Raw genomic sequence first — 17,478 nt, forward strand, 5'->3', positions numbered from 1 at the left:
ACAAAGCTTGAGCGACCCAATCGTTCAAGGAAACAGAATGCTGAGGTACACCCTCCGGCAATTGGAGTATTTCGTTGCCGTCGGCGAGGCGGGCAGCATTGCCCGCGCGTCCGAGCGGATCAATGTCTCATCGCCGTCGATCTCTGCCGCGATCACCCAATTGGAGCAGGAATTCGGCCTGCCGCTGTTTGTGCGCCAGCATGCACAGGGGTTGTCGCTGACCCAAGGCGGGCGGCAGATGATGGAACAGGCGCGGCTGGTCCTGCGCGAAGCCTCGGCCCTGACCGATATCGCCGGGGATATTGCCGGCAAGGTGCGCGGGCCGCTGGCCATCGGCTGCCTGCTGACGTTTGCGCAACTGGTGCTGCCCGGTCTCCGGCGCGGGTTTGAGGCGCAATTCCCGGAGGTGCGCCTGCGGCAGGCCGAACTCAACCAGGTGGAATTGTTCAGCGCGCTGCGCCGGTCCGAAGTCGATCTGGCCTTGACCTACGATCTGGACCTGCCCGCCGATCTGCAATTCACCAGCCTCGTGCGCCTGCCGCCCATTGCCCTGATGGGCACCGGGCATCCTTTGGCGGACCGCGACGCGGTCACCATCGAGGAATTGAAAGATCATCCGATGGTCCTGTTGGACCTGCCGCTCAGCGCCGATTACTTTTTGTCCTTCTTCGACAAGGCGGGCGGCAAGCCCGTCATCGCCGAACGCACCCGCGACATGGCGGTGATGCGCAGCCTTGTTGCCAATGACTTTGGCTATTCCATCGCCAATGTGCGACCCCTGAGTGACATTTCCCCGGATGGCAACCCGGTGCGCTGTGTGCCGATCACCGGTAACGTGCGGTCCCTGCGCATGGGGTTCCTGACCGCGCAGGACGCTGACCGGTCCAACGCGGTGCGCGCCTTCATCGAATATGGCATCGAACTGGTCCGCAGCGGACGGCTTTCCCGCATTGGCGGTGAACCGATGGTCTGACCTTAGCGCCTGCCTAAGCCATGCTTTCGCAGGGCAATCTTTCGGGGCAGGCCCGCATGGCTATCCTGCCCCCAAACATCATGGAGCAGACCTTGCGCGATCCCCGTTACGACATCCTGTTCGAGCCGCTAACCATCGGCCCCGTCACTGCAAAAAACCGTTTTTACCAGGTGCCGCACTGCAACGGTGGCGGCTATCGCGATCCGTCGGCGGCGGCGGCCATGCGCGGGGTCAAGTCGCAGGGCGGCTGGGGTGTGGTGTTCACCGAGCAGTGTGAAATGCACCACACCTCTGAAATCACGCCATTTATCGAGCTGCGCCTGTGGGAGGATAAAGACATCCCCATGCTGGCCAAGATGGCGGACAATATGAAGGAACATGGCGCGCTGGCGGGCATTCAGTTGGCCTATTCCGGCATCAACGGGCCGAACCTGTACACCAAGGAGGTGCCGCGTGCGGTGTCCCCCGGACCCATCCGCACCTTTACCAACGACCCGATGCAGGCCCGCGCCTTGTCAAAGGATGAGATCAAGGACTTGCGCCGCTGGTTCGTGAATGCGGCGAAGCGGGCCAAGACCGGCGGGTTTGACCTGATCTGTCTTTATGGCGCACATGGATTTGGCATCTTCCAGCATTTCCTGTCGCGCGCGACCAACATGCGTGACGATGAATACGGCGGGTCGTTGGAAAACCGCTCACGCTTTGCCCGCGAGGTGATCGCCGACATGCGCGATGCGGTGGGTGATACGATGGGGATCACCCTGCGTGTGTCCTTGGATGAGACCATCGGCGATCTTGGCTTTTCCAACACCGAGGTGCGCGAATTTGTGGAGATGAACAAGGATCTGCCGGACCTTTGGGATCTGGCGCATGGAACGTGGGAGGATTGTTCCGGCCCGTCGCGCTTCAAGGAGGAAGGCGCGCAAGAGGCGCTGGTGCGCGGCATCCGCGAGTTGTCGGACAAGCCGGTGGTCGGTGTCGGGCGATTTACCTCTCCGGACGTGATGGCCAAGATGATCCGCAGCGGCACGCTGGACGCCATCGGCTGTGCGCGGCCCTCGATTGCCGATCCATTCTTGCCGAAAAAGATCGAAGAGGGCCGGATCGAGGACATCCGCGAATGCATCGGATGCAACATCTGCATCACCGGCGATATGACCATGTCGATCAGCCGTTGTACCCAGAACCCCACCTTCATGGAGGAATGGCGCAAGGGTTGGCACCCGGAACGGATGAACGCAAAGGGCGACAGCCAGTCGGTGCTGGTGGTCGGTGCCGGTCCTGCGGGGCTGGAGGCGACGCGCGCCTTGGCTGAACGCGGCTATGACGTCGCGCTGGCAGAAGCGGGTACAGCGGTCGGCGGGCGCGTTGCGCGCGAACGTCTGTTGCCAGGCCTGTCCGCGTGGGGGCGCGTTGCGGACTACCGCGAGTACCAAATCCGCCAGAAACCCAACGTGCAGACCTATTTCGACAGCGCGCTGGACGCCGACAGCATCCTTGAGTTCGGGTTTGAGAACATCTGTATCGCCACAGGCGCAAAGTGGCGGCGCGACGGGGTCGGCCGTCAGCATGTGGTGCCCTTCCCGATGGATGCAGCCACCCCGATCTACACACCCGACGACATCATGGACGGGCAACGCCCCTCTGGCCATGTGGTGATCTATGACGACGATCACTATTACATGGGCGGCGTTCTGGCCGAACTGTTGCGGCGGGAGGGATGTGAGGTGACCATCGTCACGCCCTCTGCCTATCTTTCTGACTGGACGGTGAACACGCTGGAACAGCACACGATCCACCGGCGGCTGGCCGAAATGGGGGTTGAGATTGTGTTGAACCGGGGCGTCACCGCGATCGGCAAGGGGCATGTCGTGACCAACTGCACCTACACGGATCGCCTGACGGAAATTGGCTGTGACGCGGTTGTCGTGGCCACCTCCAAGCTGGAAAGCAACGCGCTTTATACCGACCTTTTGGCGCGGCAGGGTGATTGGGCCGACGCGGGCATCAAATCGGTCAAAATCATCGGCGACGCCGAGGCCCCCGGGCCCATCGCCTGGGCCACCTACGCAGGCCACCGCTATGCGCGTGAGTTGGACGGCGAAGACATCGGCGATGCGCTGCCCTTCCGCCGCGAAATCACAGAGTTGGCGGCAGAATGAAAGACCCGTTTCCCTTTGACCCCGCCGCGACGGATCAGATCCTTGAGTGGACCGCCCGTCGCATCGCCGACGGGCCAGACCCGAAACATGGCGCGCAGGCCTTTGCTGCGCTAGAGCCGATCCTCGGCGGGTCGATCACCGCAGACGGCATTGGGGGTGACGCTGCCTTTGACCTGTTCACCAATACCATCGTGCCCTCGACCCGGCCTTTCGGACATCCCACCAGCCTGTCCTTTGTCGCATCCGCCCCTAGCCGCGCGGCGCTGAGTTTCGACGCGGCCCTTGGCGCGGCTGGCATTTTTGCGGGCAATTGGGACGGCGGCGCGGGCGCGATCCATGCGGAAAATCAGGCGCTGCGCTGGATTGCCGATCTTGCCAGCTGGGGGGACAGCGCGGGCGGCGTGTTTGTGGCGGGCGGAACGCTGGGCAACCTGTCGGCCCTGCACGCGGCACGCGAATGGCATCGCCGCATCCACGGACGCCGCGACCGCCGCGCCATCCTCTGTTCGTCCGAGGCGCACAGTTCCATCGCCGCCGTCGCGCGGATCATGGATGTCGAGGTGATCCTTGTGCCTGCGGATGCCTTGGGGCGCATGTCCGGGGAGGCAGCAAAGGCCCACTTGGACGACCACGTCTTTGCCATCGTCGCCAACGGCGGCGCGACAAACTGCGGCGCGGTCGATGACATCGCCGGTCTGGCGGATTTGGCAGCGGCGCATGGACTGTGGTTACATGTCGACGGGGCCTATGGTGGCGCGGCGCTGGCCGATCCGGTCATACGGCCCGCGTTCGAAGGCATAGAGAAGGCCGACAGCCTGATCGTCGACCCGCACAAGTGGCTGTTTGCGCCCTATGACAGCTGCGCGCTGATCTATCGCGATGCAGGTCACGGTGCGGCGGCGCATGGGCAGCAGGCGGTCTATCTGGACACCGTGGACAAGACCCACTGGAACCCCTCCGACTACGCCCTGCACCTGACGCGGCGGGCGCGCGGCCTGCCGTTGTGGTACGCACTAGCCACACATGGCACCCGCGCCTACACGCAAGCTATCGCCGCCACGCGTGAGGTGGCAGAGGAGATTGCACAGGGGATCGCGGCCATAGAAGGGTTGGACCTGCTGCTTGGCCCACAACTGACGGTGATCCTGTTCCGTCCCAAGGACATGTCCGAGGACGCCATGATAGCATGGGCCGAGGGGCATCGCCGATCCGGTGCGCTGCTGTGTTTGCCGACACGTTGGCGCGGCGAGATGGTGTTCCGCCTGTGTATCGTGAACCCGCAGACCGACCCTGATGCCGTGTTGGAAACGCTGAAAACGCTGATGCCATGACGTCAAGCCTTGAGATTCTCGACCGACTTGTCGGATTCGACACGGTCAGCGCCCGGTCGAACCTGCCGCTGATCGCCTATGTCGAGGACTTCCTGAAATCACGCGGCTTTGCCGTCACCCGGGTGCCTGACCCCGAGCAGGACAAGGCCGGGCTGTTCGCAAGCATCGGACCGACGGGCGCAGGAATCCTGTTGTCGGCCCACACCGATGTGGTCCCGGTCGAGGGCCAGACCTGGACCCGCGACCCGTTCCGCCTGACCATCGAAGGCGACCGCCTGTACGGACGCGGTACAACCGACATGAAGGGGTTTCTGGCCGCAATGCTGGCCTGCGCCGACAAGGCAGCGCGGCGGGAGTTGCGCGAACCACTGAAACTGGCGATCTCATACGATGAGGAAATCGGCTGTGTCGGCATCGCCAAGATGATCGACGCTTTGCCCTCCGCCATCGGCCTGCCCCGCGCCTGTATTGTGGGAGAGCCGACCTCGATGCAGGTCGCCGTGGGTCACAAGGGCAAAAGCGCGATCCGCGCCATCTGCCACGGCGAGGCCGGGCATTCCGCGCTTGCGCCACGTTTCACCAACGCGCTGCACCTTGCCGCGGATCTGGTGGCCGGGTTGCGGGCGCTGCAAGACGATCTGGCAACGCATGGCGCACAGGACGACAGCTATGCGATCCCCTACAGCACTGTGCATGTGGGCAAACTGTCAGGCGGCACCGCGCTGAACATCGTCCCCGACCGGGCCGAGCTGTTGTTTGAGTTCCGCCACCTTGCCGCCGACGCCCCAGACAGCCTGATGGCGCGCATCCGCGCCCTTGCCGACGACATCGCCACCACCCACGGCGCGGCGATTACGCTGGAGCAGGTCACCGCCTACCCCGGTCTGGACACCCCCGCCGACGCTGAGGTCACGCGCCTTGTCCAGCGCCTTGCCCGCAACCAGACGCTGACCAAGGTCGCCTTTGGGACAGAGGCCGGTTTCTTTGACGCCCTTGGCATCCCCACCGTTGTCTGCGGGCCCGGCGACATGGAGGCGCAGGGCCACAAACCGGACGAATACCTGCTGCATTCGCAGCTGGACGCCTGCGACTCGATGCTCGACTCGGTGCTCGACCATCTCGGCTGACCTTGCGAGGAATTCAATGTCGCTCAAAAATCATGCGTCTGCGGCATCTTTTTGTGCAACCATACGGGCGGCGGCAGGAAAACCCGTTTTTCGGCGCGTCTTAGGCTAAGGCTAATGACCGCTGAGGCAGTCGTTGCTTCTGACCTTCGGACGGCCTTTCTATGCTCCTGCCAGCAATCGGACCAAAGGCGGGGCGCGCGTGGCAACAGAAACATCCAATGCGATCGACGTGCAAAACGCGGTCAAACGGTACGGCGATTTCACCGCTCTCAAACGCGTGTCGTTATCGATCCGGGACAATGAGTTCTTTACCCTGCTTGGCCCCTCTGGATGTGGCAAGACCACGCTCTTGCGGATGATCGCCGGGTTTGAGGACGTGACCGAGGGCGCGATCCACCTGTTCGGCGACGACATCGTAACCCTGCCGCCGCACAAGCGCCCGATCAACACGGTGTTCCAGAACTACGCCCTGTTTCCGCATATGACCGTGCTGGACAACGTCGGTTTCGGCCTTGAAATGCTGGGCAGTACCAAGTCAGAGGCCCGCGCCCGCGCGGGCGAGGTGCTGGAAATGGTGCAACTGTCGCAATTCGCGGCGCGCAAGCCATCGCAACTGTCGGGCGGTCAGCAACAACGTGTGGCCCTTGCCCGCGCGCTGGCACCGCGCCCCAAGGTGCTGCTGCTGGACGAACCGCTGAGCGCGCTGGACCTCAAGCTGCGCAAGGCGATGCAGATTGAGCTGAAGCACCTGCAACGCGACACCGGCATCACCTTTATCTTTGTCACCCATGATCAGGAAGAGGCGCTGACCATGTCCGACCGGATCGCCGTCATGTCCGCCGGTGAGGTGCAGCAACTGGGCGACGCGCGTGAGATCTATGACCGTCCCCGAAACATGTTTGTCGCGGATTTCATCGGCGAGACTAACCTGCTGGAGGTCACGGTCGATACCGTGACCGATGGTCAGGCTGCCTGCCATCTGGGCGGCGGTAACCGTCTGACCTGCGACGCGGTCGAGGGCATCGGGCAGGGCGCAAAGGTCCACATGTCGCTGCGCCCCGAACGGCTGACCCTGTCCGCTGACCCCACACAGGGCGACAGCCTGAAGGGCCGCGTGCGCGAGAACATCTTTTCCGGCACCGACATCTCGACCATTCTGGACCTTGCTGACGGACCGGAATTTCGTGTCCGCGCGCCCAATTCCAGCCGGGGCGACAGGCGCACCTTTGATCCAGGCACAGAGGTCTTCGTCAACATGGAGCAGGGGGCCGCGCGCCTCCTGATAGACTGATGGCAGGCGGTGCCGCCACGGGCGGATCATCGACCAGTGATACCTATGCCCCGGCACGCGGCTGGCTGTTGCTGCCCGCATGGGTGAGCTTGGGCATTCTCGTCCTCGCCCCGGTCACGATGATGCTGATCTATTCCTTCCTGACCAAGGAATTTCGCGGCGGCGTGATCTGGGAGTTCAGCCTTGCCGCCTACGACCAGTTCTTCTTCGATCGCGGCCTGTTCGGGGATGACCCGCCACGGATCGAATGGACCTATATCCAGATCTTCTGGCGTTCTATCTGGCAGGCCGGGGCGGCGACGATCCTCAGCCTCGTGATCGGCTTTCCCACCGCCTATTTCATCGCCACGCGGCCCGCCGCCCAGCGCACGTTCTGGCTGTTCCTCGTCACCATCCCCTATTGGGTCAACCTTTTGATCCGCACCGTGTCGATGAAATTCCTGCTGCGCGACCAAGGGCCCTTGAATGAGGCGCTGCTGGGCATCGGCATCATCAGCGAGCCGCTGTCCATCGTGAACACCAACGTTGCCGTGCAACTGGGGCTGTTCTATTCCTACCTGCCATTCATGGTGCTGCCGATCTACGCCGCCGTGGAACGCTATAACTTTACCCTCTCCGAGGCGGCCTCGGACCTTTACGCCCCCCGCTGGACGGTGCTGCGACGCATCCTGCTGCCGTCGGTGAAACCGGGGATCGTGGCGGGCTGTATCCTTGTGTTTGTGCCCTCCATGGGATCGTTCCTTGCCCCCGACCTGCTGGGCGGGGCCAAGAATTTCATGATCGGGTCGCTGATTGAGGAACAGTTCAAGGGCAACGCCGGCAACTGGCCCTTTGGCGCAGCGGCGTCGATGATCCTGTTGACGCTGGTGCTGATCATCCTGCTCGTCCTCGCCCGGCAACAAAGCAAGGCGGAGGGCTGACATGGCTGCGCGCAAATACGACCTCCGCGTCTACCCCGGCTTTCGCGCCATTACGATCCTTTGCCTTGTGATCCTCTATGCGCCACTGGTGGTGGTGACGGTCTACAGCTTTAATTCCTCGCCCTCGATCACGAATTGGGAAGGCGTCAGCCTGCGCTGGTACGCGGATGTCTTTACCGGCCCGGAAAGCGGCAAGTTCAAGCTGGCGGCGCGAAACAGTTTCATCATCGCAATCATCGCGGCTAGCGTCGCCACCGCCATCGCCACACTGTCCGCCACGGCCATCCTGCGGGCAGGCAAATACAAACTTCGCATGGTGTCGTTTGGCCTGATCTCACTGCCGCTGATGGTGCCGGAGATCGTGACCGCCGTGGCGACGCTGATCTTTTTCAACGCCATCGGCTTTGACCGGGGGCTGCTGACGATCCTCTTGGCGCATATCGCCTTTTGCATCCCCTTTGCCTATCTGCCCATCGCGGCCCGGATGCAGGGGATCGAGGCGACCTATGAACAGGCCGCGATGGATCTGTATGCCACCCGCAGGCAGGCATTCACCCGCATTCTGCTGCCGCTGATGGCGCCGGGGATTGTGTCAGGTTTCATACTGGCCTTTATCGTGTCGCTGGATGATTTCATCATCACCAATTTCGTCAAAGGCGCGGGGATCGAGACCCTGCCCACAGCGATCTTTGGCGCGGTCAAACAGGGCATCAAGCCCAACATCATGGCCATTTCCACCATGCTCTTGGGCGTGTCGGTGGTGATGGTCACCCTGTCATGGCTGATCAGCCGCAAAGACAAGACAAAATGATCCAACAGAGGGGAACGACAATGAAAAAACTGATGACGACAACCGTGGCGGCGCTGGCGCTGACCGCTGGCATGGCGGCAGCCGAGGGCAAACTGGTGGTCTATCACTGGTTCGAATACATCCCGCAGGAGGTGCTGGACAAGTTCGCAGAGGAACATGACGTCGAGGTGGTCATGGACACCTATGACAGCAATGAGGCGCTGCTTGCCTCGCTCAAGGCTGGGGCCATCGGCACCTATGACGTGGCCGTTCCGGGCGACTACATGGTACAGATCATGGCCGGTGAGGCCCTGCTGGACACCATCAAGGACGGCGAACTGGCCAACAAGGGCAACATCCTGCCGCAATGGGCCGACCCGTCCTTTGATCCGGGCCGCGCGCATTCGATCCCGTACCAGTGGGGATCAACCTCATTCGCCGTGAACCGCGACGTTTATGACGGCGACATCAACACCACCGACATCCTGTTCAACCCGCCCGCCGAACTGTCGGGCAAGATCAACATGCTGGACAGTCAGGGTGAGGTCATGGCCATGGCCGCGCTGCACATGGGCATCCCGCAGTGTTCGACCGACCGCGATCAACTCAAGGCGCTGAACGCCATGCTGCAAGAGGCCAAGACGCACTGGGCCTCGTTCAACTCGGACACCGCGAAAGAGGTGCTGGTGTCGGGCGACGCTGCCGTCGGCCAGATCTATGACGGCTTCGCCGCCAAGGCGCGTGAGGAAGGGGCCAACACCGAATACGCCTTTCCGACGCAGGGCTATATCGTCTGGATGGACAATGTCGTGCTGCTCAAGGACGCGCCGAACCGTGACAACGCGCTGAAATTCATGGATTTCCTGCTGGAGCCGGAAAACATAGCCGCCGTCACCAACTATGCGCGTTATGTGTCGGGCGTGGACGGGGTAACGCCGTTCCTTGATCCCGCTCTGGCAACGCAGCCCGAGTCCAACCCGCCTGCAACTGCCGGGGAAGGCGTGTTCATTCAGGTCTGCGATCAGGCCACGCAAGAGGTCTATGACCAGATCTGGACCAACCTGAAAAAGTGATCACTTGTACCTATGAAACGACTGGAGGAGCGCAATGCGCTTCTCCTTGCGTTTGACGGCAACGCCACCTGTCCTAGGTTCAGGCGACACGCGCCTCATCTGACATGGCCCCAAGCGTCCGCGCGGGCCATGTCACCATGATAACCGCGCAGCCCTGACAGTCCGCCGCGCGCAACGTCTGTTCCAGCGCGTCAAGCGGGCAGTCCAGCAACTGTTGGGTGGGTTTGGAGACGTCGACGCCCAAACGAATGCGCGTTTTCGGCGACAGGCCCCGCGCCAGCAGATCATCGCGAATCCGCCCCGCTTGCCCCACCGACATGTAAAACACCGATGTCGTCCCCGGTGAGGCGAGGCGTGTGCTATCGGGCAATGCCGCGCCCGCCTGCGCCATTCCCGTCGTCAAGATCAGCGTATCGGATACTCCGCGTTCGGTCAGCGTCTCCCCCATAGCGGCGGCCGCAGCAGAGGCAGCTGTGATGCCCGGTACAACGTCCACGTCAATGCCCGCCGCCCGGATTGCGGTCAGCTCCTCACCCACGCGGCCAAAGACACCCGGATCGCCGGATTTCAGCCGCACCACACGGCGACCCCTGCGCGCCTCGGCCACGATCACCGCGTTGATGCGGTCCTGCGGCCATGCATGCGCGCCAACCACCTTGCCCACGTAGACCCGCTCGGCATCGCGGCGCGCCAGTTCCAGCACGTCGGCATCGACCAACCGGTCGTAAAAGATCACGTCGGCCTCTTGCATGCGCTCGACCGCCCGCAGGGTCAGCAGGTCTCGCGCACCCGGCCCCGCCCCGACAAGCGAGACGTGCCCTTTGGTCTTGGTCTGCGGCGCACCACCCGCCGCGATGGCTGCCTTGATTTCTTGAGCCGCCTCGCGTTCGTTGCCGCGAGTCCATGTGCCGCGCGGCCCGCCCTTGAACACCCAGGCCCAGAAAGGGCGGCGCTGGTCGCGCGGCACACGCGCCTCAACCACCGGGCGCAAGCGCCCCGCCAAAGCCGCCAGCCCACCAAGGTTCGGCGGCAGGCTTTCCTCCAGCCGCGTCTTGATTTCGCGTGTCAGCACAGGCGCGGTGCCCTCACTGCCGATGGCGATCACAACCGGGTCGCGGTCCACCAGCGCCGGGGTGGTCAGGTCGCACAGGTCGGGTCGGTCCACCACATTCACCGGGCAGCGCACCGCCTGCGCCAACCCGTGCACCGCCGCGTCCAGACCCGGACAGCCGGTTGCGATGAACCCCATCGCCGCGCCATCGAACACCTCAGCGGTCAGGCGCGGGACATGACGCGCCCGCCCCTCTGCCACCAGCGCCTGCAATTCCGCGTCCAGATCGGGCGACACCAAAACGATCTCTGCATCGGTCTTGAGGATCAGCCGGGTTTTCTGCGCCGCCTGCTCGCCCCCGCCCACGATCACGACGCGGCGGCCCGAAGTACGAATGAACATCGGAAAGCTTTTCATGGCTGTCTCCTAGGCCGATTGCAGGACGGAACGGGCGCGCCAGAGCGCGGTCAGGTCGGGCGCGGCGCCCAATGTGTCAAAGGCCAGCGCGGCCGTGCCCAGCACGATCTGGCGGGCAAACTCGGGGCCATTGTCGTCTTGCCATAGCGCGGTCAGCGCCTCAGTCGGCAGGTCCAGATCGGACAGCCGCCGATGATCCTGCACGCGGGCCGGATAGCTGCCCTGCCACGGCACGCCGTCCCGCAGGCCAAAGCCCGCGATCTCCATGCCGGGATGCCGTTCAAACTCACCGCCGCCGCCTTTGATGACGCTCAGGTTGCGCCAGTCCAATAGCTGTGCCGCATCCGCCTGCAACAGGCGGTAAGACGGGTGAAAGACCCCCTGCACGCTGGCGCTGGCGCGGCCCGGATTCAGCATCCGGCAAACCGTGTTCACGCAGGACCGCAGGCCCAGAGTGCGCCGCAGATCCAGCAGGCGGAACAGCGCGGGATGCGCGGCCTCCAGCGGCAAATAGGCGATACCCTGTCCGTCCAAAGCGCGGGTCGCAGCCTCGGGCGTTGCTACCACCGGGATGCCCAGCGCCGTCAGCCCCTGCCGGATGGCCGGGTCCGGCCCGTTCCAGCCGTGCAACAGCACGCGCGCGCCGCTGCCCGCGACCAGCTTTGCCGCCAACAGGAACCACGGCAGGCCGCGCGTGCGACCCGCCGCATAGCAAGGCCAGTCCAGATCGGCCTGCAGCCAGTCCGCCAAGGGGGCCTGTGCGGCACGGGCGAACCCGGCGATTTCCTCCGCCGTCTCGCCCTTCATCCGCAACAACATCAGCAGCGCGCCAACCGCCTCTGGCGCGGCCCCTGCCAGCATCTGCGCCATGGCGTCGGCGGCCTCATCCTCGGTCAGCGACCGCGACCGGCCTGGCCCGCGCCCAAGCGTGCGGACATGGTCCGACAGGCTCATTCCGCCGCTTCCTTGGCCTGAACCATGGTCAACAGGTCCGCTAGTTCCGGGCGGCAAGAACCGCAGTTTGTGCCCGCTTGCAGCGCGGCACCGATGGCTGCGACCGACATCAGGCCTTGATCCTCGATCCCGGCAAGGATGGTGTTCACCCCCACCCCGAAGCAGGAACACAGGATCGGTCCCGGGTCCGGCACATCCGCAGGCGACCGCCCCGACAACAGGCTCTGGTCAGGGGCATCCGGCAAGGTGGCAAGGTAGTCGCGCATCACCGCAACAGGTGTCGGCGACACGAACAACGCCGCAACCAGCCGACCGTTTTCGCGGAACGCCAACCGTGCAACACCCTGCCCCGGCCCATGCACAGAGGTCAGGTCTGCCTCTGGCAGATCGAATAGGCGACGCGCTGCGACCTCCCAATTGACTGGCGTGTCCAACCCCGCCAGTTCCGCGCGGCACCCTGCACTGGTCGTGCTGAGTGCCCAATAATCGACGTGCGGTGCCATCGGACGGGCCGACACAGCGAACCCGTACCACGCCGCTTGCAGGCGGGTCACACGCACGACGCTGGCCTTGCTTTCGGGCTGACCGGACACAGGATCGGTCACCGCCGCCACCAGCGCATCAATCCGGGCCGAGGGCGCGGTTTCTCCGGTCCAGTGCATCGGTGCAAAAACCTGTCCGGGCTGAACGGCATCGGTGATCCGCGCCCGCAAGATGGCCTTGCCCTGCGGGCTGTCTAACGTCACCAGATCGGCGGGACCGATCCCAAGGGCGCGCGCATCCTGCGGATGAATCTCGACAAACGGCTCTGCCAGATGGGCGGACAGACGTGGCGACAGGGCTGTGCGGGTCATCGTGTGCCACTGGTCACGGGTGCGTCCGGTGTTCAGCACAAATGGATAGCGCGGCGCGGTCCGGGCTGCCGGGGCGCGCCATGAAACGGGCAGAATACGCGCCTTGCCATCGGCATGATAAAAGCCACCCTCCGCGAAAAAGCGCCCGCCCTGACGGGACGCCGACACCGGCCATCGGGTGGGGGCCAGCGCGGCATAGCCCTCTGCGCCAAGGTCTTGCAGGCCGGAAATGTCGAAATCCCGCCCGAACCGTCCGGCAATACCCGACAGCGCGGCGTATTCGCGAAAAATCTCAACCGGCGACTGATAGTCGAACGCCTCTCGCCACCCCATGCGGCAACCGACCTCTGCCAAGATCTCCCAGTCAGGTCGCGTCGCACCGGGTGCAGGCAGGATCGCGCGCTGGCGGCTGATGGTGCGGTCGGAATTGGTGACGGTGCCGTCCTTCTCCGCCCACGCACTGGTGGGCAGCAACACATCCGCCAATCGTGCGGTGTCCGTGGCGGCGGTGATGTCGCTGACGACCGTAAAGGGGCAGGCCGCGATGGCGTCGCGCACCGCATCGGCATCGGGCATCGACACGGCGGGGTTGGTGTGGATGATCCACAGCGCCTTGATCCGCCCATTGCCCACGGCGCGAAACATGTCCACCGCCTTGAGGCCCGGACGGTCCGGCACAAAGGGGGCCGCCCAGAAATCGCGCACGGCTGCGCGGTGATCGGCGTTTTCCAGATCCAGATGACAGGCCAGCATATTCGACAGCCCGCCCACCTCGCGCCCCCCCATGGCGTTGGGCTGGCCGGTAACCGATAGCGGGCCAGAGCCCGGCTTTCCAACGCGGCCGGTGGCAAGGTGACAGTTCAGAATCGCGTTGACCTTGTCGCTGCCACTGCTGGACTGGTTCACGCCTTGGCTGAAGATGGTGACAACCTTTTCGGTGCCGATCCAGAGGCGGCAGAACTCGGCGATCTGTGCGGCATCCAGGCCGGTGACAGCATCGTCATCCAACGCTGCCTGTTCCAGCGCGGCCTCCAGACCCTGCGTGTGTGTCAGATAGCTGTGATCCAGTGCGCCAGCCCTGTCGATCTCGACCAGCAGCCGGTTGAACAGCGCCACATCCGATCCCGGTTGCAACGCCAGATGCATGTCGGCCCCGTCACAACTTGCCGTTCGGCGCGGGTCGATCACCACAATCTTGGTGCCGCGCTTTTTCCGTTCCGCCAGTACACGCTGATACAGTACCGGATGGCACCATGCGAGGTTCGACCCCACCAGCACCACAAGATCCGCCTCTTCGAGATCCTCATAGGTGCCGGGAACCGTGTCCGTGCCAAAGGCGCGCTTGTGTCCCGCCACGGTCGAGGCCATGCAAAGCCGCGAGTTGGTGTCGATATTGGCCGAGCCGATGAACCCTTTCATCAGCTTGTTGGCGACGTAGTAGTCCTCGGTCAGCAACTGGCCAGAGACGTAGAAGGCCACGCTGTCGGGGCCGTGCCGGGCGATGGTCTCTGAGAACCGCTCTGCCACCGTGTCCAGCGCCGTATCCCAATCGACCTCCTGCCCGCCGATCTGCGGAGCCAGCAGCCGCTGCCCCAACCCCACCGTTTCGCCCAGCGCCGAGCCTTTGGAACACAGCCGCCCGCGGTTTGCCGGGTGGTCGGGATCGCCGCGCACGTCCAGCCCGCCCGCACCGTCCGGCGTCAGCAGAACACCACAGCCCACACCGCAATAGGGGCAGGTCGAGCGGACGGCCTCACACCCGGCCCCGTCCATCACGCGACGCTCCGCTGGCGCAGCACAGAGCCGTCGATCTGGATGCGCCCGGCGTCGACGCGCACCGGATAGGTGGCGATGCGCCCCTCATCCGCGCCCTGCGCCTGACCGGTGTTCAGATCAAAGACCCAGTTGTGTAGCGGGCATGTCACCGATTGCCCGTGCACGATCCCGTCGGACAGCGGCCCCCCCTTGTGCGGGCAGGTGTCGGAGACGGCAAAGACCTCATCCGCAGCCGTCCGAAAGACGGCAATACAGCCGACGTTGGTTTTCAACACGCGTGCGCCGCGCAGCGGCACCTCATCAATCGCGCCAATGTCGATCCAGCTCATTCCGCCGCCTCCAGTGTCAGATCGGCGAGCGGCTGATAGCGCTCTGCCTGTTGTGCGTGCTCTGCCCACGGGTCCTTGCGGTAGATCTGCTGCGACAGCTCAAACGCCGCGATCAGACGCTTGCGTTCCTGAAGGTCGTCAACGACGCGCTCTTTGACCCAGTCCAGACCGACCTTGGCGACCCATTTATACGCCCGGTCCAGATACTTGGCGTTCTCGCGATAGAGCTGGACAAAGGCTACGGTCAGATCGATGGCCTCTTGTTCCGTCGCGGCGACGGCCAGCCCTTCGGTTTCCTTCAGGTCCATGCCCGCCGCACCCGCGACGCTGACCTGATAACCGCTGTCGACGCAGATGATTCCCACGTCTTTGCACGTCGCCTCGGCGCAGTTGCGCGGACAGCCAGAGACCGCCAGCTTTACCTTGTGCGGCGTCCATGACCCCCACAGCAGCTTTTCCAGCTTGATCCCCAAACCGGTGGAATCCTGCGTGCCAAAGCGGCAGTGATCGGTGCCGACACAGGTTTTGACCGTGCGCAACCCCTTGGAATAGGCGTGCCCGCTGACCATCCCGGCCTTGTTCAGATCATCCCAGATGAACGGCAAATCCGCCCCTTTGACGCCCAGCAGGTCGATCCGCTGGCCACCCGTCACCTTGACGGTCGGGACGTTGTATTTGTCCGCCGCATCGGCAATGGCGCGTAACTCATCCGCGGTGGTGATCCCGCCCCACATGCGCGGCACCACGCTGAAGGTGCCGTCCTTCTGGATGTTGGCGTGCTTGCGCTCATTGACGAACCGCGACTGCGGATCATCAAGGTATTCCACCGGCCAATCCGCCAGCAGGTAGAAATTCACCGCCGGGCGGCAGACATGGCAGCCGTTGCGCGTCTTCCAGCCCAGTTCCTGCCAAACCGCCTCCTGCGATTTCAGTTCCTGCGATTTGATCAACAGGCGCACGTCCTCATGCGTCAGGTCGCAACAGGTGCAGATCGGCTGCGCTGTCGGCATCTGGAAACTGTCGCCCAGCGTGACCTGCAACACCTGCTCGACCAGCCCGGTGCATGTCCCGCAAGAGGCGCTCGCCTTTGTCGTGGCCTTGATCGCGCCAAGATCGGTGGCGCCCCCGGCGATCGCCTCGACGATCTGTCCTTTGCAAATGCCGTTGCAACCGCAGATTTCCGCCTCAGGCGGCAAGGCTGCAACGGCTGAGAGAGGGTCCGTTTGGCCACCTCCCTGATAGGCGGGTCCAAAGATCAGCGTCTCGCGCATCTCTTCGATGTCGGTGCCGTCCTTGATCAGCCCGAAGAACCAATTGCCATCGGCGGTATCGCCGTACATCACCGCACCGATCAGGCGGTCGTCCTCCAGCACCAGCCGCTTGTAGATGCCGCGCGCCGGGTCGCGGAACACGATGTCTTCGCGCCCCTCGCCCTCGGCAAAGTCACCGGCGCTGAACAGGTCACAACCGGTGACTTTCAGCTTGGTTGCGATGTCCTTGACGACAAAGGCCGCCGGATCACCCATCAGCGTCTGCGCCAGCACCTTGGCCTGATCGTACAGCGGCGCGACCAAACCAAAGAGATGCCCGTTGAAGTCGACGCATTCGCCAACCGCGAAAATATCCGGATCCGACGTCATCATCTGCGCATCGATCTCGATGCCGCGCGCCACGCTTAGGCCCGCATCCGTTGCCAGCCGGATCTCCGGACGGATGCCCACGGCCATGACCACCAGATCGGCGGGCAAAGTCTCGCCGCTTTCCAGCAGCACCGCCTCGGCGCGGTCCTCTCCCAAAATCGCCTTGGTCGAGGCCTGGGTCTTGATGGTGATGCTGCGCTTTTCCAGATCGCGGCGCAACAGATAGCCTGCGGATTCGTCCAGTTGGCGCTCCATCAGGTGGCCGTTCAGATGCAAGACAGTGACATCCATCCCGCGCAGGGACAGTCCGGCGGCCGCCTCTAGCCCCAACAGGCCACCACCGATGACAACGGCGCTGCCGCCCTTGCCTGCCGCCTCGACCATCGCGTTGGTATCGTCCAGATCGCGGTAAGTGATCACCCCCGGCAGATCCTTGCCCGACACCGGAATGATGAACGGCGCGGACCCGGTGGCAATCACCAGCTTGTCATAGGGCACCTCGCCCCCGGCGCCATGTACCGTTTTTGTGTCGCGATTGATGGCAGTCACCGCCTCGCCAAACCGACAGGTCACACCGCGCGCGGCGTACCAATCGGCGTCATGGGTGATGATTTCCTCATAGGTCTTTTCGCCCGACAGGACGGGGGACAGCATGATGCGGTTATAGTTTCCACGCGGTTCGGCATTGAACAGGGTGATGTCCCATTTGTCCGGCTCTGCGTCGGTCAGATGCTCCAGCACCCGGCCAGAGGCCATTCCGGCCCCGATGACGACAAGTTTCTGTTTCATG

General features: G+C 63.8%; 13 protein-coding genes. 8 read left to right on the forward strand and 5 right to left on the reverse strand.

The genetic code is table 11. The features are described from left to right. Positions 1 to 37: 37 nt before the first annotated feature. The 8 genes from ANTHELSMS3_RS02820 to ANTHELSMS3_RS02855 all read left to right on the forward strand — a co-directional run bounded on the left by ANTHELSMS3_RS02820 (position 38) and on the right by ANTHELSMS3_RS02855 (position 9,667). Positions 38 to 973, forward strand: coding sequence for a LysR family transcriptional regulator (locus ANTHELSMS3_RS02820; RefSeq protein WP_094033552.1), 936 nt, complete (start codon positions 38 to 40; stop codon positions 971 to 973). A 92-nt stretch (positions 974 to 1,065) separates the two neighbouring features. Next, the gene (locus ANTHELSMS3_RS02825; protein ID WP_094036891.1) at positions 1,066 to 3,135 is read left to right on the forward strand and encodes an oxidoreductase; all 2,070 of its coding nucleotides are present in this window, start codon (positions 1,066 to 1,068) and stop codon (positions 3,133 to 3,135) included. Further along, on the forward strand, positions 3,132 to 4,466 hold the full coding sequence (locus ANTHELSMS3_RS02830) for a pyridoxal phosphate-dependent decarboxylase family protein (protein ID WP_094033553.1): 1,335 nt from the start codon (positions 3,132 to 3,134) through the stop codon (positions 4,464 to 4,466). The genes ANTHELSMS3_RS02825 and ANTHELSMS3_RS02830 overlap by 4 nt, the downstream gene beginning before the upstream one ends. Next, positions 4,463 to 5,593, forward strand: a complete 1,131-nt coding sequence (gene argE, locus ANTHELSMS3_RS02835) for an acetylornithine deacetylase (protein ID WP_094033554.1) — start codon at positions 4,463 to 4,465, stop codon at positions 5,591 to 5,593. The genes ANTHELSMS3_RS02830 and argE overlap by 4 nt, the downstream gene beginning before the upstream one ends. A gap of 199 nt (positions 5,594 to 5,792) precedes the next feature. Continuing rightward, entirely contained in the window at positions 5,793 to 6,884 is a 1,092-nt protein-coding gene (locus tag ANTHELSMS3_RS02840; protein ID WP_094036892.1) for an ABC transporter ATP-binding protein, read from the forward strand. Then, entirely contained in the window at positions 6,884 to 7,804 is a 921-nt protein-coding gene (locus tag ANTHELSMS3_RS02845; protein ID WP_094033555.1) for an ABC transporter permease, read from the forward strand. The genes ANTHELSMS3_RS02840 and ANTHELSMS3_RS02845 overlap by 1 nt, the downstream gene beginning before the upstream one ends. A 1-nt stretch (position 7,805) precedes the next feature. Further along, entirely contained in the window at positions 7,806 to 8,615 is an 810-nt protein-coding gene (locus ANTHELSMS3_RS02850) for an ABC transporter permease (protein ID WP_094033556.1), read from the forward strand. Between the two features lie 20 nt (positions 8,616 to 8,635). Continuing rightward, positions 8,636 to 9,667: an extracellular solute-binding protein gene (locus tag ANTHELSMS3_RS02855; protein ID WP_094033557.1), complete on the forward strand. Its 1,032-nt coding sequence runs from the start codon at positions 8,636 to 8,638 to the stop codon at positions 9,665 to 9,667. A 79-nt stretch (positions 9,668 to 9,746) separates the two neighbouring features. Here the strand turns inward: ANTHELSMS3_RS02855 and cysG are convergent, their stop codons facing one another. Genes cysG through nirB form a run of 5 tightly spaced genes read right to left on the reverse strand, consistent with a single transcriptional unit; the run spans position 9,747 to position 17,477 of the window. Then, a complete protein-coding gene (cysG, locus tag ANTHELSMS3_RS02860) occupies positions 9,747 to 11,135 on the reverse strand; it encodes a siroheme synthase CysG (RefSeq protein ID WP_094033558.1) in 1,389 nt (462 codons plus the stop codon). A 9-nt stretch (positions 11,136 to 11,144) separates the two neighbouring features. Continuing rightward, positions 11,145 to 12,089 carry a glycosyl transferase family protein gene (locus ANTHELSMS3_RS02865; protein ID WP_094033559.1) on the reverse strand — a complete coding sequence of 315 codons (945 nt, stop codon included), beginning with the start codon at positions 12,087 to 12,089 and terminating at the stop codon, positions 11,145 to 11,147. After that, on the reverse strand, positions 12,086 to 14,716 hold the full coding sequence (locus ANTHELSMS3_RS02870; protein ID WP_094033560.1) for a nitrate reductase: 2,631 nt from the start codon (positions 14,714 to 14,716) through the stop codon (positions 12,086 to 12,088). Before ANTHELSMS3_RS02870 ends, ANTHELSMS3_RS02865 begins: the two co-directional genes overlap by 4 nt. Continuing rightward, on the reverse strand, positions 14,716 to 15,048 hold the full coding sequence (gene nirD / locus ANTHELSMS3_RS02875) for a nitrite reductase small subunit NirD (RefSeq protein WP_094033561.1): 333 nt from the start codon (positions 15,046 to 15,048) through the stop codon (positions 14,716 to 14,718). The genes ANTHELSMS3_RS02870 and nirD overlap by 1 nt, the downstream gene beginning before the upstream one ends. After that, positions 15,045 to 17,477 carry a nitrite reductase large subunit NirB gene (nirB, locus tag ANTHELSMS3_RS02880; RefSeq protein WP_094033562.1) on the reverse strand — a complete coding sequence of 811 codons (2,433 nt, stop codon included), beginning with the start codon at positions 17,475 to 17,477 and terminating at the stop codon, positions 15,045 to 15,047. Before nirB ends, nirD begins: the two co-directional genes overlap by 4 nt. Position 17,478: the final 1 nt, after the last annotated feature.

The sequence above is a fragment of the Antarctobacter heliothermus genome (assembly GCF_002237555.1).
In the GTDB taxonomy this organism is placed as follows: domain Bacteria; phylum Pseudomonadota; class Alphaproteobacteria; order Rhodobacterales; family Rhodobacteraceae; genus Antarctobacter; species Antarctobacter heliothermus_B.